This window comes from Gemmata palustris (genome assembly GCF_017939745.1).
Lineage (GTDB): Bacteria > Planctomycetota > Planctomycetia > Gemmatales > Gemmataceae > Gemmata > Gemmata palustris.
In genome coordinates this window covers 740,345-754,068 of the sequence record NZ_JAGKQQ010000002.1, presented here as the reverse complement: position 1 = coordinate 754,068, position 13,724 = coordinate 740,345, and the positions used below count along the sequence as shown (strand labels likewise).

Annotated in this window: 13 protein-coding genes; 3 read left to right on the top strand and 10 right to left on the bottom strand. The window is 65.6% G+C overall.

Going from position 1 to position 13,724, the window contains the following annotated elements:
• Positions 1 to 2: 2 nt before the first annotated feature.
• Complete coding sequence (locus J8F10_RS37540) at positions 3 to 3,272, bottom strand: YncE family protein (RefSeq protein WP_210663499.1); 3,270 nt, start codon at positions 3,270 to 3,272, stop codon at positions 3 to 5.
• A gap of 1,013 nt (positions 3,273 to 4,285) precedes the next feature.
• Here J8F10_RS37540 and J8F10_RS37535 point away from each other — a divergent pair.
• On the top strand, positions 4,286 to 5,287 hold the full coding sequence (locus tag J8F10_RS37535; protein WP_210663497.1) for a DUF1559 domain-containing protein: 1,002 nt from the start codon (positions 4,286 to 4,288) through the stop codon (positions 5,285 to 5,287).
• 246 nt (positions 5,288 to 5,533) lie between these two features.
• Here J8F10_RS37535 and J8F10_RS37530 read toward each other — a convergent pair whose 3' ends face one another.
• The 3 genes from J8F10_RS37530 to J8F10_RS37520 form a co-directional block, all read right to left on the bottom strand.
• On the bottom strand, positions 5,534 to 6,487 hold the full coding sequence (locus J8F10_RS37530; protein ID WP_210663495.1) for an inorganic phosphate transporter: 954 nt from the start codon (positions 6,485 to 6,487) through the stop codon (positions 5,534 to 5,536).
• A gap of 6 nt (positions 6,488 to 6,493) precedes the next feature.
• Complete coding sequence (locus J8F10_RS37525) at positions 6,494 to 7,459, bottom strand: sulfurtransferase (protein ID WP_210663493.1); 966 nt, start codon at positions 7,457 to 7,459, stop codon at positions 6,494 to 6,496.
• Between the two features lie 341 nt (positions 7,460 to 7,800).
• Positions 7,801 to 7,974, bottom strand: coding sequence for a hypothetical protein (locus J8F10_RS37520; protein WP_210663491.1), 174 nt, complete (start codon positions 7,972 to 7,974; stop codon positions 7,801 to 7,803).
• 80 nt (positions 7,975 to 8,054) lie between these two features.
• Between J8F10_RS37520 and J8F10_RS37515 the strand changes: the two genes are divergently transcribed.
• Positions 8,055 to 8,291, top strand: coding sequence for a hypothetical protein (locus tag J8F10_RS37515; protein ID WP_210663489.1), 237 nt, complete (start codon positions 8,055 to 8,057; stop codon positions 8,289 to 8,291).
• 124 nt (positions 8,292 to 8,415) lie between these two features.
• Positions 8,416 to 8,808, top strand: a complete 393-nt coding sequence (locus J8F10_RS37510; RefSeq protein ID WP_210663487.1) for a phytanoyl-CoA dioxygenase family protein — start codon at positions 8,416 to 8,418, stop codon at positions 8,806 to 8,808.
• A gap of 807 nt (positions 8,809 to 9,615) precedes the next feature.
• Here J8F10_RS37510 and J8F10_RS37505 read toward each other — a convergent pair.
• From J8F10_RS37505 to J8F10_RS37480, 6 genes are all read right to left on the bottom strand, one after another.
• The gene (locus J8F10_RS37505) at positions 9,616 to 10,827 is read right to left on the bottom strand and encodes a cytochrome P450 family protein (protein WP_210663485.1); all 1,212 of its coding nucleotides are present in this window, start codon (positions 10,825 to 10,827) and stop codon (positions 9,616 to 9,618) included.
• 205 nt (positions 10,828 to 11,032) lie between these two features.
• Positions 11,033 to 11,977, bottom strand: coding sequence for a tyrosine-type recombinase/integrase (locus J8F10_RS37500; protein ID WP_210663483.1), 945 nt, complete (start codon positions 11,975 to 11,977; stop codon positions 11,033 to 11,035).
• A gap of 433 nt (positions 11,978 to 12,410) precedes the next feature.
• Positions 12,411 to 12,782, bottom strand: a complete 372-nt coding sequence (locus J8F10_RS37495; protein WP_210663481.1) for a hypothetical protein — start codon at positions 12,780 to 12,782, stop codon at positions 12,411 to 12,413.
• Positions 12,783 to 12,820: 38 nt separating this feature from the next.
• Positions 12,821 to 13,099, bottom strand: a complete 279-nt coding sequence (locus tag J8F10_RS37490) for a hypothetical protein (protein ID WP_210663479.1) — start codon at positions 13,097 to 13,099, stop codon at positions 12,821 to 12,823.
• Positions 13,096 to 13,392 carry a hypothetical protein gene (locus J8F10_RS37485; RefSeq protein ID WP_210663477.1) on the bottom strand — a complete coding sequence of 99 codons (297 nt, stop codon included), beginning with the start codon at positions 13,390 to 13,392 and terminating at the stop codon, positions 13,096 to 13,098. The genes J8F10_RS37490 and J8F10_RS37485 overlap by 4 nt, the downstream gene beginning before the upstream one ends.
• Before the next feature lie 52 nt (positions 13,393 to 13,444).
• On the bottom strand, positions 13,445 to 13,657 hold the full coding sequence (locus J8F10_RS37480; RefSeq protein WP_210663475.1) for a hypothetical protein: 213 nt from the start codon (positions 13,655 to 13,657) through the stop codon (positions 13,445 to 13,447).
• Positions 13,658 to 13,724: the final 67 nt, after the last annotated feature.

Below are 13,724 nucleotides of genomic sequence, written 5' to 3'. Positions count from 1 at the left end.
GTTCACTTCGGCAACCGGGCCACCTCTGCGGCCGTCAGGTTGAGCCGGACCCGGCGCAGCGACCGCTTCCCGTTCTCCTCACACTCCAACAGCAGGTGCCGACCGTCGGGCGAAAAGAACACCCGGCTCACCGCCGGTTCCCCGAGGAACGGGTACGTGAGGTCCGCCCGCTTCGGTTCGACCTCGCCCGTCTCGCGGTCGTAGCACACCGCCCCGGCTTTGGCCGGCGCCGCGGCAATGTCCAGTACCGGGTGGTACGCGACCCAGAGGGTCGACGCCTTGTCCGCCTTGGTCGAGTACCCGATCGGGCGCTTGTCCAGGGACGCGGGCGACCACGCGGGGATCTGGTCGGAAGAAATCGGGTACCCGGTGTGCGACAGGTACGTCAGGCGCTTCCCGTCCGGCGACAGCACCAGCCCGGTTCCGTTCCCGCCCGGCTCCTCCTTGAGGTGCCGCATCACCGGCTTGGCGCGGGTAATGTCGTAGACCAGCAGGGCGTCGAACGTCCCGTACTCCGGGACGACGTGGATCCGGTCGGGGTTGAACAGCAGGCGCGCGCCCTTCTGGTACAGTTCCCGGTAGCCGGCGTAGAGGTTGCGCCCGTCGGGCGACACCACGGCCCAGGAGCCGAACAGACCGGCCGGCTCCTGCACGTCCCCGGTGTCCTCTTCGACGATCAGAACCCGGGCCGGCGGACCCTCCCCGCCGGTCACGACGCACACGTAGCAGAGTGCCCGGGTCGGGTGCGGGGCCAGGTCGGTCCGGGCCGGGTAATCCATCTTGACGCTCCGCCGAACCTTCAGCGTCTTCTTGTCGATCACGTGCAGGGCCTTCTTCTCGTCCGACAGCCCGACGAAGTAATCGGCCCGCTCGAACAGCCGCTCGTAGCGCGCTGGCAGGCGGATCTCCTCCTTCACCGTGATCCCCCCGCCGGTCAGTCGCCGCAACCGGTTCCCCTCCACCAGAAGGAGGGATTTCCCGTCGAGCCCGGGACCGATGTGGGTCGGCCCCGCGGCCAGCGGTAGTTGGTACAGGCTGTCGATCCGGGCCAAGTTCCCGTTGACGGCGGCCGCGTCCTCGGCGGAGACGACTTCGACCGCGAGAATCGCTTGGGCCGTGTCCTTCGGACCGGCGACGTTGATCCGGACCTCGTGGCGCCCGAGTTGTTCGGCGGTCGGCACCCAGGAGACCTTGCCCTCGGTGCTGACGGTGAGCCCCTTCGGACCGGACGCCACCGCGAACTTCTTGCCCCCCGGGGCCGCGACCAGAGATTGTCCCAGTGACCGACCGGCGACCACGCGGGCCGGGAGGTTCAGTGCCAGATCCCGGGACTCGATCGGTTCGCTATCGACCACCAGTCGAACCGACTCCACCACCCCGTCCGCGCCGATGAAGAGCCAACTGTTCGATTTGGTCAGGAACGGGGCAGCCGCCTTCAGGTCAGTGATCGACCGCTCGATGTGGGCGGTAAACGTACCCTTGAACTCGACGCACACGGCCATCGTGAGTACGTTGCCCTTCTTCCGGAGCCGGAACATGTGCGGGCCGGCCGACTTGTACGCGCCGAGCGGGCGCTCCTCTTGTCCGGAAACGCTCACCGTTCCGTACCCCCCGTGCCCGGGGCCGTGGAGCCGGGAGCACACGCTGTCCTTCAGGTCCATGCCGCCCCCGGGCCGCCGCTCCGCGGCCCCGAGCCCGACCAGGCAGATCGCTTGTTCCTTCTCTTTGAATCGGAACACCACGTCGAAGGTGAAGTCCTTGGTGGCGAAGTCCGCCGCTGCGGTGCGAATCAGGCGGTCGTGAAGCACCAGTCCGCCCGCGGGTTCAAAGGTGAGGCCGGGGTGCGCACCGAGGTACGACGGGAGCGGCGCCCCGGTCAGCCGGATCAGGTGCTCCCGGCCCTCGATACCGTTATCGGCGGCCGCGGCCGGGCGCTTGGGGTCGGTCGGCCTGGGCTCGGTGCCACCCTTCGAGCCGCCGGCCACGTTCCCGCCGTGCGCTTCTCCGTTGACCACGAAGCGCACGGCCTCCAACTTGCCCCCGTTCCCGGACACGAACACCGCACACTCTTTCGGGGTCAGACACGGGGCCGTCGCCGTGAGTCGCGGGATCGTTTTCGTTACAATTGGAGTAAACGTCCCGTCCTTTTCTGTGCCGATGGCGAGCGTCAGCGTCGGGCCGCGCTTCTCGATTCGGAAGGTGTGCGGGCCGGCCGTCTTGAACGCCCCCAACCGGAACTCCTCCTGTCCGGTGATGGCCAGGGTTGCGTACCCGCCGTGCCCGGGTCCGTGGACCCGCGAGCTGATGCCTTCTCCCTTCGCGCCGGCGAGCCCGATCGTGAAAATGCTCTGCTCCTCGTCCTGGAACCGGAACCGCACGTCGAAGACGAAGTCCTTTTCGACGAGCCCGGTCGTCTTCGTCCGGTACGCGGAGTTGTCGAGGCGGAGCCCGTCCTTGTCCGCGACCCCGGCCGCGTCGGTGCCGAGGTAGCTCGGGAGCGGATTGGCCCCGCCGAGCGGAGTGAGCGGGATCTTCGACAGGTCGGCCGGGGGCGGGGCCGGCTTCCCGGGATCGACCACTTTGCCGTCTACGGCCAGGCGCACCCCCAGGAACGTGGCCTCGTTACCGAAGAACGGAACCCCGCCCGATTTGAGAACCGGGGTGTCCTTCGAGATGGTGAGGGCCTTGACGGAGTACGGGCTGAACTTGCCGTCCTTCCACTCGCCGATTGCCACCGTCAGCGCGTCCCCCTTCTTGTCGATCCGGTACAGGTGCGGGCCGTCCGTCTTGAACGTCCCCAGTCGGAACTCCGTCCCGCCGGTGCTGCCGAGGGTCGTGTAGCCGCCGAGCCCGGGGCTGTGAACGGCCGAAGAAACGCCCTCGTCGGCCGCCCGGGTCACGGGTGCGGCCGCGGTCACTCCGATCAGGGCGATCGATTTCTCCCCGTCGTTGAACCGGAACAGGACGTCGAAGGTGAAATCCTTGCTACCCAGGTCGGGGGTCGTGACCCGGGCCTCGCCGCCGCGCAGCCCGCTGGCGTCCCCGAGCATGGTCGGCGACGCCTTCAGGTAACTGGGTAGTCCGGCCCCCTTCGATAGGTCGAAGAGCGGCACCTTGTCGAATTCGGGCGCGACGGCCGGTAGTTCGGCCGGCTTTGCGTCGCCCTTGGGTTGGGAGAGCGGGGCGGCGTGCAGCGGCCCCACGAGCACCACGGCGACGGCCGACAGCAGCCAACGGGCGGGCACCGGCCAACAGGAGAGCGGGCGTGGCATACGATTTTCCTCGGGAAGCGGCACGCACCCGGAGAACCGGCGGAGCGCCGACGCTGACGCGCCGGGAGCGGACATCGTTCGGCCCGCTCCCGGCGCTCACATTTCACACCACAAGCACTTGCTCGGCAAGCGCTTCACCGGAAACACGTGGTCGAACTATCAAATTTTTCTCTATTCCGTCTGTGTTGCGATCTTAATCTACTAATTGGCAGTCGGATGCGTGACTGTTCCGTTGTTACCCCGGACAGTGCGGGAACGGCCCCGAAGGGCGCGGCTGCTAAAGACCGTCCGTGTGACCGCAGGGCCGTATAAGTCTTGAGGCCAAGGCCCGCGCCTCACTCACTACACCCGCTTGCCCCATCTCCCGTAGCCGTTTCGTTGAAACGGTTCTCGTGGCGCGGCGCCTTCTTTCGGCCGCCCTACTCGGGTCCGCAGTAATTGTTCGCCAGTGGCGCCAGCGACGGGCCGCACCACCGAGCACCCCAACCGCGGTTCAATACCGGTCCCGGGATCGCGGTCGCGTACCCGATCGACCCGTTGAGCCAACCGCGACTCGATCTGCGGAATTGGAATGCCGATTCCGTACTTTCCCGTGATGCACTTCGCCCGAACTTCCACGGGGCGAGATAGCTCAAGGGCGACGGCCCTTTTCTTAACGCGCAAATTATTGACTCGGTGACATGAAGGCGCGATGAGCGGGGCCGCGGCACACAATGTGCGAGCACGTTCCGTGCGCGGCGACCCGAGTGGCCGCGGCCCGCGCCCGCTGCTCGAAGAATATCACGCGAGAATATGCAGCGATACGATCTTTGACATCGGCTCTCATATCGTAGCGCATTTATCACGGCTGCTAGCAACGCATGAGAACTATATTAGATCAAGTCGATACTAACTTGATTGTACTTGACTGGCTCGTCGGAGAAGTTTAGAAGTGATTTTCGTGGTCCCATCTCAATTGTTCTTGCTGCTCATTACTCCCGCCCGAGCGAGTGGCTCCTTCTCCCGAGGTGTCAATGTCTGTCCCTTCTCTCTCTCGATCGAAGCGCGGGTTCACGCTGATCGAGTTGTTGGTCGTGATCGCGATCATCGCGATCCTGATCGGGCTGCTGCTCCCGGCCGTGCAGAAGGTCCGCGAGGCCGCGGCCCGGATGAAGTGCCAGAACAACCTCAAGCAGCTCGGCCTGGCGCTGCACAACTACCACGACTCCAACGGGAAGTTCCCGGCGGCCGGCGTGCTCACGGTGGCCAAGCCGGTGCCGTCCTCGAGCGCCCCGCCCAACCACCACACCTGGCTCACGCACCTGTTGCCGTTCGTTGAACAGGACAACCTGTTCAAGCAGACGAACATCAACGCCCCCGCGTGGGGGCAACCGATCATGAGTACCGATGTGGGGCTCCTGCGCTGCCCCTCGGACCCCGGCTACGCCAAGTCCGACGAGACGCACAACCTCACCGTCACCAACTACGCCGGGAGCGAAGGGTACCACTGGTGGTCGACGGCCGTGTTCAACCCGGGCACGGGCACGACGGGCGACTACTCCGGGCTGTTCACGGTCACCCGGACGTTCAAGTTCGCCGACGTCACCGACGGCACGTCGAACGTGGTGGCGATCGCGGAAGCTACGAGTTACGGCTTCAAGAACGGTCCGTTCAACGCGCAGGGCGGTGGCACACTCCGCGCCCGCGGCGGCGAAGCGGTGTTCCGCTCGGCGTTCGTGTTCACGGGGTACGCGGGCACCTCGAAGTTCCCCCCGTACATGGGCGCGGACGGCTCCGCGACGCCGAGCGTCGACGGGCAGTGGCTCAGCGGGCTCACCGCACCGTACAGCTTCCCGCCGACGTACCTGACCGCGTGGGGCATTAACTGCGACTGGCCCGGCGCGAGCTCGATGCACGGGAGCTCGGTCAACGTGGCCCGTGCGGACGGTTCGGTCGGCAACATCAGCACGAGCATGTCGTGGCCGATTTGGGTCGCGGTGAACGGTGTCGGCGACGGCTCCGTTGTGAGCGAGTGACGTCCGCCCTCGTCCCTTCGGGTGAAGAGACGAGGCCCCGGCTGCTGGGCCGCGGGGCGGGGGATCATCTCCTGTCGCCCCGCGGCCCGTTTCGTTGATACGAATTAGTCCGTTCCGTGAGTGCTCGTATCTGCGTCCTCGGGACGGGCGGGCGGCCCGCTCGGAGCCGGCAGACGCTACACGTCTTCCCTCTTCCGGGAAGCCTCCGATTTTTGCGCGCCCCACGACCCGCTTGGTGCCCGCGATCTAAAATCGGATCATCAGCCCGTATGCCAGTGCCGCGAGGAGCGCGCCGCAGGGCACCGTGCTGACCCACGCGAGCAGGATCTCGCCCGCCTTCCGCCAGTGTACCTGCCGCGAGGCCACGCCCATTCCAAATAGGGAGCCCACGCTGACGTGGGTCGTGCTCACGGGCAAGCTGTGCAAGCTCGCCGTCGTTACCAACCCGGCCGTAACCAAACTCGCGGCGAAGCCCTGACCGGGGTTCATCCCCGTGACTTTCTTGCCGAGCGTTTCCGCGACCCGATCGACGTCGAGCACCCCGCCCATCGCGACGGCCAGAGCGACGATCAGAACCCCCCAGTGGACTTCCAATCCGGGCACGGCGAGCATCAGCGCGGCCATCTTCGGTGTGTCGTTGAGGCCCCGGGCGAAACTCGCGGCACCGGTACTCAGAAAGTGCAACACGTCCAGCGCCGGCGTGCGGCGGTCCGGCATCAGGCGCACCGACTTGAGGATCAGAAATGCTCCGGCGCCCGCCACCGCCGCGACGACCGGGCTAAAAAACAGGGGATAAAAGAACAGCTTCCCCAGCGCGGCGAACCGCACCTCCCCGCTACCGGCCAACCCCGCACCCGCCAGCGCGCCCACCAGGGCGTGTGTGGTGGAGACCGGGAAGCCGAAACGAGTGGCCAGGAAGCTCGTGAGCGCTCCGCCGGCGGCCACGGCGCAAACGAACTCCCGGGACGCGACCAGCTCGTCCGGGACGATCCCGCGCCCGCGGAACGAGGCGAGCAGGCCCCCGGCCAGGAACAGCGCCGCGATCGAACCCGCGAACGTCGCCGCCGTTCCCCAGAGCGCCGCCGTGCGGAGCGTCGTCGTTCCGCTGCCGTACAACGAGGCGACGCCCTTAAAATTGGCGTTGGCCCCGTTCGTGAAAGCCACGAAGCAGACCGCGAGAAACAGGATCGTGATGGTCATGTGGGGCTACTTGGGCTTGTTCTCTTTCGTCTCGGCCGGGTGCTGCTTGAGCGCGGCGTACTCCTTCCACGAGCCCTCGTAGAGGCGCACGTTCGGGTACTTCGCCACGTGCTTCAGGTAGAACCGCAACAGGCTGCCCTCGCGGGACGTGCCGCAGTACACCAGGATCTCCTTGTCTGCCGTCAGGCCCGCGGCCGCGAGTTGCGCCTTCACCTTCTCGAAGGGCAGGAACTGGTGGGTGTTGTCCGCCTCCATGAGCCGCGCCCAGTGGAAGCTGATCGCGCCGGGGATGTGCCCCTTCCGCAACCAGATCTCGTCGTCGCCCACGTACTCGTTGTGCGGCCGGGCGTCCACGAGAACCGCGCCCGGCTTGCGCTTCAGCACGTCGTCCACGGTCAGGGCGATATCCGGGTTACCCTTCTCGGGCAGGGCTCCCTTCGGGTTGCCGAAATACTCTTGGGTGACCGGGAGCTTGGCCGCCTTCCACGCCGGGAGCCCCCCGTCCACGATCCGAATGTCCTTCACGCCGTACTTCTCCAGCACGTAGGCCACCATGCTGGCGCTCAGGATCTCGTCGTTGGGCAGCTTCTCACCGGTCGCGTAGATCAGGTGCAACCGGTCCTTGTTCACGCCGGCGCGCACCAAGAGGGCTTTGGTCAGATCGTCCGGGAGGTACTGCACGGGGACGCCGTTGTCCGTGCCGCGCAGGGTGTCGAAGTTCAGGTGGTGGGCGGTCGGCAGGTGCCCCCGGAAGTAGTCCTTGTACCCGCCGCGGGTGTCGAGCACGATCGGCCGCTTCGCGGGGTCGTCGGCCTCGATGAGTTTCTTGGCCTCGGCGGGCGAAATGATCCCGATGTCGGCCCGCGCGGTGCGGCCGGGCAGTGCGAGAACGAGGGCCGCGACGACGGCTTTTGCCGGGAAACTCGAGCCGGCCGAACGGAGCGCGCGCAGGACGGATCTGAAAGGTTGCATGTGGGATCGATCTCCTCGTCGCTTGGATTACTGCCCGGGTGTTAGGTTACGGTTCCGGGGGTACCCGGCCACGTTTCGTGGGCCGGCGCGCCCGCGCTGGAACTCGAGTTGCAACCGCCCGATCACCGCCCAAACTGTGTTGAGCGCACCGGCCCCGAGCCGCGCCGCCCGGCCCGTGGACCTGAACCCCGATCGGGTCGGGCGCGCCGCTCGGTGTCGAGCCGGACGGACGGGCGCGCCGGTACCGCTGGTTCGCGAACGCTCCGGGTGTTCCGAGGCAAGGTCCCTTACCGCGCACCGTGTCGGGTTCACGAACCCAAATGTACCACGGGGCGCTTGACTCACGTTTCGTTCCCGACGAATATAATGACGCCTGCCGAGTTCTTAAGTTGTCGGCCGCGTTCTTCCAGCGACCTGAAGCACAGCAGGGTTCGCGTCTTCCCGTCCGCGGACGCCGTTTGGAGGAACACCTTGCCCCCGACGAGGAGGAAGGTCGCGAGCGCGAGCCGGTTCATCGGCACTCGCCTTCGTGCGCGACCCACGGCCGCGGCGCCGGGCGCGGACGAACACCGGTACACGCTCGGGGCCGCGCTCCTTGCCCGGGTTCTGGGTGTTCGGCCTTGCGCCCTCGTTCTACGGGTCGGTCACCGCGGGCACGTCACTGTTCGACGAGTCGCTCCTGGCCGCGCGCGGGTTCGACCGCAGCGTGTTCTACACGAGTACCTCGGTCACCTCGTCCATCGGCCCGGCCGTGAACCTCGGGGCCGGGTGGCTCGCCACGAAGGTTCGGCTCGGCTCACCGCGTCTCTGGTGCTCCAGGACATCGCGCTGATGTGCTTTCCGTTTGTGACCGCGCGGGGAAGTGTACACGACGAGCCGGCGTGCCTGTTCAAAGACAAGTTGATCTACAAGCCCCCGGGCGTGAAGGGGTGCGGGCTGCACCAGGACCGGATCGCGTGGGACGGGTTCCCCGCACCTTCCTCACGATCCTGGTCCCTTTTGATGCGGCCGATCGCGACAACGGGTGTACGGTGGTGTACCCGGGCTGCTACTCTACCGGCCCGCTCTCGCCCGAGGACGGCCAGTACCATGAACTCCCGCCCGGAACGGTGGACGAGGCGCGGGCCGTGCCGCTGCTCTTTGAGCCCGGGGGCGTGGCCGTGTTCGGCGGGTTCACCCCGCACTGCTCCGCTCCCAACGTCAGTGCGCGCTGGCGGTGCCAGTTGTACCTCAGTTACAATGCCCTTTCTGATGGCGGCGACCAGCGGGACGCGCACTACCGCGAGTTCCATGCGTGGCTGAAGACGAAGTACGCCGAGTACGGGAGGACCGACACCTACTTCGAGTGATCCGCCCTGTTGAGACCATGAGCGATCCCGTCCGCTTCCACCTCTCTCTGAACGTGGCCGATTTGAGCACGTCGGTCGCGTTCTTCCGCAGTCTACTCGGCGTGGAATCGGCCAAGCAGCGGGCCGACTAGAGATTCGGGCGAGCCGAACGGACCGGGAAGTAATTTCTCGTAGTGGCCCCAGGGCCATGTAATGTGTGGATGTGGGCAAGGGGGTGGAACTTTCCCATCCCCCGAGAACTAAAGGCCATGGGTCCAGATCAAGCGGCCCTTGCCGCTTTTAGTGCGTTTAAGGTAGTGCGGTACGAGTTTACGGGGACGTGTCATTGGTGCGGTTCCTCGGGAGTTTTGTGGGCCAGTCCACGAAACGCCTCATTCGGAAGCCGCGCCCGGCACACTGATGTAAGCAGAAGCTGCTTCGGCGAAAGGATTTAAGTCGAGTACACCCGAGAGGATTTGAACCTCTAACCCTCGGTTCCGAAGGCTCCGTCAGGACGGGCTTTCACTGCTCGCAAAGGCCAGAGAAACAAGGCAGATCGTACCCTTTTACCCCATCGCATGCCCCGTTGCAAGTGACTACAAACGCCATCAAGGAAATGCAGGGATTGTCCGTAGTTCGCCATTCGCACGCTGGGCAGATCGTGCGGTACGTCCGTAGCTGCTTCCGTAGCTGATCTGGTAAGCTCGCACCGACATACCTCCCACCAAATGCGGAAGTGATTTCGGCTGGTGGGTTGAGCGGGACGAACGGCACAGCTCAGCAGCGGGTGGTTCGGCCTTCTTGACATCCGTCTCGGCGGCCGCGTGGTCAGAAGCGGACGGGCAACTTCGCCAGGCCGCGAAGCCCGAAGCTGGGCCGCCACGTCAAGGTTTCGCCCGCGACCCCGAGCCGCAGGTCGGGCAACCGCCGTAACAGTGTCCCGAACGCGATCTCGCCTTCCAGCCGGGCCAGCGGTGCTCCCAGGCAGTAGTGGATGCCGTGCCCGAACGCGAGGTGCTTGTTGTCCGGCCGGGTGATGTCGAGCGTGTCCGGGGACGGGAACCGGGCCGGGTCGCGGTTGGCCGCCGTGATGATGACAAGCACCATCTCCCCCTTCGGGATGACCACGTCGGCCACGCTCACGTCTGCCGCCGCGTACCGCACGGTGGACGTCTTCACTGGCGAGGTGAACCGCAGCAGCTCCTCGACGGCGGACGGCATGAGCGCCGGGTCGGCCCGCAGCCGGGCGAGTTGGTCGGGGTGCTCTAACAGCGCCAGCACCCCGCTGCCGATCAGGTTCGCGGTGGTCTCGTACCCGGCCACGAGCAGCACATACGCCATCCCCTGCAACTCGTCTTTGCTCAGCTTGTCCCCCGCTTCCTCCGCCTGCACCAGCCCGGTGATCAGATCCTCCGCTGGTGCCCGCCGCCGGTCCTCGAACCGGTCCCCGAGGTACCGCGCCAACCCCTCCAACGCCGCGACCGCCTCCGGGGTCGCGGGCTGCGGCGGGATCGCCGTGAGGATCGCGTCGGACCACTCGCGGAACTGGTCGCGATCGGCCGCCGGGATGCCGAGCATCTCGGCGATGACGGTGATCGGCAGCGGGAAGGCGTACTCGTCGATCACGTCCATCTCGCCGCGGTCGGCGACCGCGTCCAGGAGGGCGTCGGCGATCGCTTGAACGCGCGGCCGCAACTGCTCGACCATCCGCGGGGTGAACGCCTTCGACACCAGCCGCCGGAGCCGGGTGTGGTCGGGCGGGTCGCGGGAGAGCATGTTGGTGCGGGCGTACCGCGTCGACTCGGGGCGGATCGGCATCCGGGCGAGTTGCTCCGGCGAGCAGGCGCTCCGCGGATCCTTAACCATCCGCGGGTCGGTAAACACTGCCTCCACGTCGGCGTACCGGGTGAGCAGCCACACTGCCTGCCCGTCGGGCAACACGGCCCGTTGGACGGGGGCCGTCTGCCGCAACCGGGCGTAGTAGGTGTGCGGGTCCGCCACGTACCGCGGGTCGAACGGGTTGAACAGTGGTAGGGACATACCGCCGCCTCCGCCCAACTGACAGCGTGCCGAACCGATGATTACGCGTACCAACCTAACACGCAGAATACCGGCCCCGGCCCGCACCCCGCAACTCCTTTCCCCCAATCGCCCCGCGACCCGGTCGTTTCACCTCGGCCGCACGTGTTAGACCGAGCAGCCTATCCCCACGTCTCTTGCGATACCTCTCTCTCCGCCGGCTCCCTCAGTTTCGTTGCCCAGTGTTTTCCCCTACTACGGGGCTTTCTTGAATTGGCACTAAGACGGATTCCATCACCGCCGCAGCCCGTTCTTGATCGCCCGGCATGACGTGCGTGTAGGTGCGGAGCGTGGTCATCACGTCCTCGTGGCCGAGCCGCTCGCTCACGACCTTGACGGGCACACCCGCTCGCAACAGCAGGGTCGCCATCGTGTGCCGGAACGTGTACGGTGTTACCCATTCCAAATTCGCTTCCTTGCGGATCGGGCCGAACACTTTCTTCATGAAATTCGACTGCCAGAAATAGCCACCGTCCGAATTGGGAACTACAAGTTTCGCCCCAGCCGGCCGCGTCTTTATCAGTTCCTGAACCGTACTTGCGGAGATCTTGATCGTCCGCCGGCTCTTGCGTGTCTTCGGCTCCTTCACGGTGTTGGTGATGAGCTCGAGCGATCGGCAGACGCGGATGGTCCCCGCGACCGGATCGAAGTCGCCCCACTCCAGGGCGAGCATTTCTGCTGACCGTAAGCCCGCGTCCACCCAGAGTTGGATGACGTGACCGAGGTTGTCGAAGTCCTCGGCCGCGGCGACGAACGCCCGCACCTGCTCGGCCGTCAAGCTCTGCTTTTCCTCGGGCTTCACGTTCGGCAGCTTGAACCCGGTGAGGGGGTAGGACGGTAACTGTTGGTAAATCACAGCGGACCGGGTCGCTCGCCGTAGCAGCGACCCCGCTTTGTGGCGTTCCGAATCGCTCCTACCGTCCTTGGCCATCGCCGCGAGCATCTGCGTCGCAATCAGGACCGTGAGATCACGGAGCTTAACGGTCCCGATCCGGGGCTTGAGGTGCTTGTCTACACGCCATTTGTCGCTGACGTAGGTCTTCGCGGCCTTGTCCGGCTTGATGAGTTCCAGCCACATGTCGAGCCACTCGCCCACGGTGCTAACACGCACCGCTGGCTGGTCGCCTTTGAGCCAATGAGCTGCTTCCCTCCGCGTGTCAAAGGTCTGGGACGAGCGGACCAGTTTGCCATCGATAACTTTTGACTTCCTCGCCCGGAACCTGCCGCTGGGCAGGTTCTCGATTTCACCCGCTCCATTGCGTCGCTTACGACCCGCCATCGTCGATCCTCGCTGGTGGTAGTGGTACCGTCGGAATCGGTGCCGCCAAAAACAGCGATTATTGTGCGCATGTCATCTAGTAAATGGCCACAATTATTCGCCCAGCCGATCTCCTTCATCTAAGCAAGTGGTCGCGCGACCACTTTTGGAACCATGTCTCCAACGGAATTTTACCGAGCAGGCCGTGCGAATTCGGACCGAGCTGGAATGGGTCGCTCCGAGGCCATTCGGAGTCCGCTATCCGACCCATCGCTTCGGCACTGCTTCAGAACCGGCCCGGCCTGCGTTCGACCTTCGGCCGCTCGTCTCGCCCGATCTGTTCCCGACGTTCCGATCGGAGGTGGGTAAGGAGTGGACCGGGAGGTTCGACGGGCGTGAACCCGTAGCGTCTCTCGAGCCACATGACCCACTCGGTGAGGGTGAGCAGGTGGCAGTGGATGTCGTCCGTCTCCCCGCCCTGGCAGCCGAACACGATGTCGCGTTTGATGGCGTTGGAGTGGAGCTTCTGGACCCGGCGGCGTTCCCGCTTCAGCACGGCGACGAGCCGAACCGCGGCGGCTACCCGCTCGGTTGGGGAGAGCGAGTAGAACGAGGCAAAGGCGTTGGGCGTGGTCGGGTTCATCAGAATCGTGACCATGATGAGCTCTTGGTTTGGTGTTGCGTGAGGGAGTCGGTTCAGTCCCAATTTCTCCCGGAACGGGTCGCCTGACGCGGATCGCGGAGCATCCAGATGACCCGGACCAGTTCGGCGACGGCCAGTAGGTCCGTGTGCAGGTTCTCGATTTCGGTCAGTTCCGCGTTCTCGTGGCCCATGTTCTCCAGTGAGTCACCGAGAGCGTTGACCCCGTTGTTGACGAGCCACCAGAGGCGGTCGGGTTTCAGCGTGCGTAGCGCTTCCTCGCACCCGACCGGCGTCAGCTTCAGCGGGTTCGTCCCCTTGCCTTTGGGTTTCATCTCCGGCCCCCGTTGCGGTTGAGCGGGTCGATGATCGCGTTCGCCTGCTCCGGTCCCAACTCCAGCATCCACGCGAAACGTAGCGTCTCGGCGATGCGGTCCACCTTGTACCAGAGGTCTTCCGGCCCCATTGAGCCACGATCGATGAGGCACTGGAGGCCCTCGATCATGTCCGTGGCGGCCTGCTTAATGTCGCCCGCGTCGAACGACTTCAGGGCCGCGATCAGGTTCGCGTAGTCCGGCGTTGTGGTAGGTACGGGCGTGGGTGCCCCCGCGACCGGTTCGGTCGTCATGGCAAAGTTCCTTGTGAGTGGGGGAAGTTGGATGGAGCCGGGGCCGTGCGATTCAGTCGCCCGTGGCGATCGTGAACCGGGTGCAGTCGAGACAGGTGAACTCGCGGTTCGGCCCCGTACCCGTGACGGTGGCGTCGCCGCCGCACATGGGGCAGATAAACACCACCCCAATCACGGGCCGCTTCGGGCTGGTCTTCGGGTTCGGTCGCTGGGTGGTCCCGCGACCACTTTGCACGGTCGCCTTGGTTGTTGTGGCGTTCTTCATGATCGGTCCTCGGAATAGGTTAAGGGTTCGGTCAGTTGGTCGGGACGGCGAGGAATTCACCGTCGTC

Excerpts from the sequence above, each read along its gene's own strand:
- J8F10_RS37495 (WP_210663481.1), bottom strand. The coding sequence starts at position 12,782 with ATGGTCACGATTCTGATGAACCCGACCACGCCCAACGCCTTTGCCTCG.
- J8F10_RS37535 (WP_210663497.1), top strand. The coding sequence starts at position 4,286 with ATGTCTGTCCCTTCTCTCTCTCGATCGAAGCGCGGGTTCACGCTGATC.
- J8F10_RS37480 (WP_210663475.1), bottom strand. The coding sequence starts at position 13,657 with ATGAAGAACGCCACAACAACCAAGGCGACCGTGCAAAGTGGTCGCGGG.
- J8F10_RS37525 (WP_210663493.1), bottom strand. The coding sequence starts at position 7,459 with ATGCAACCTTTCAGATCCGTCCTGCGCGCGCTCCGTTCGGCCGGCTCG.
- J8F10_RS37490 (WP_210663479.1), bottom strand. The coding sequence starts at position 13,099 with ATGAAACCCAAAGGCAAGGGGACGAACCCGCTGAAGCTGACGCCGGTC.
- J8F10_RS37530 (WP_210663495.1), bottom strand. The coding sequence starts at position 6,487 with ATGACCATCACGATCCTGTTTCTCGCGGTCTGCTTCGTGGCTTTCACG.
- J8F10_RS37540 (WP_210663499.1), bottom strand. The coding sequence starts at position 3,272 with ATGCCACGCCCGCTCTCCTGTTGGCCGGTGCCCGCCCGTTGGCTGCTG.
- J8F10_RS37520 (WP_210663491.1), bottom strand. The coding sequence starts at position 7,974 with ATGAACCGGCTCGCGCTCGCGACCTTCCTCCTCGTCGGGGGCAAGGTG.
- J8F10_RS37485 (WP_210663477.1), bottom strand. The coding sequence starts at position 13,392 with ATGACGACCGAACCGGTCGCGGGGGCACCCACGCCCGTACCTACCACA.
- J8F10_RS37505 (WP_210663485.1), bottom strand. The coding sequence starts at position 10,827 with ATGTCCCTACCACTGTTCAACCCGTTCGACCCGCGGTACGTGGCGGAC.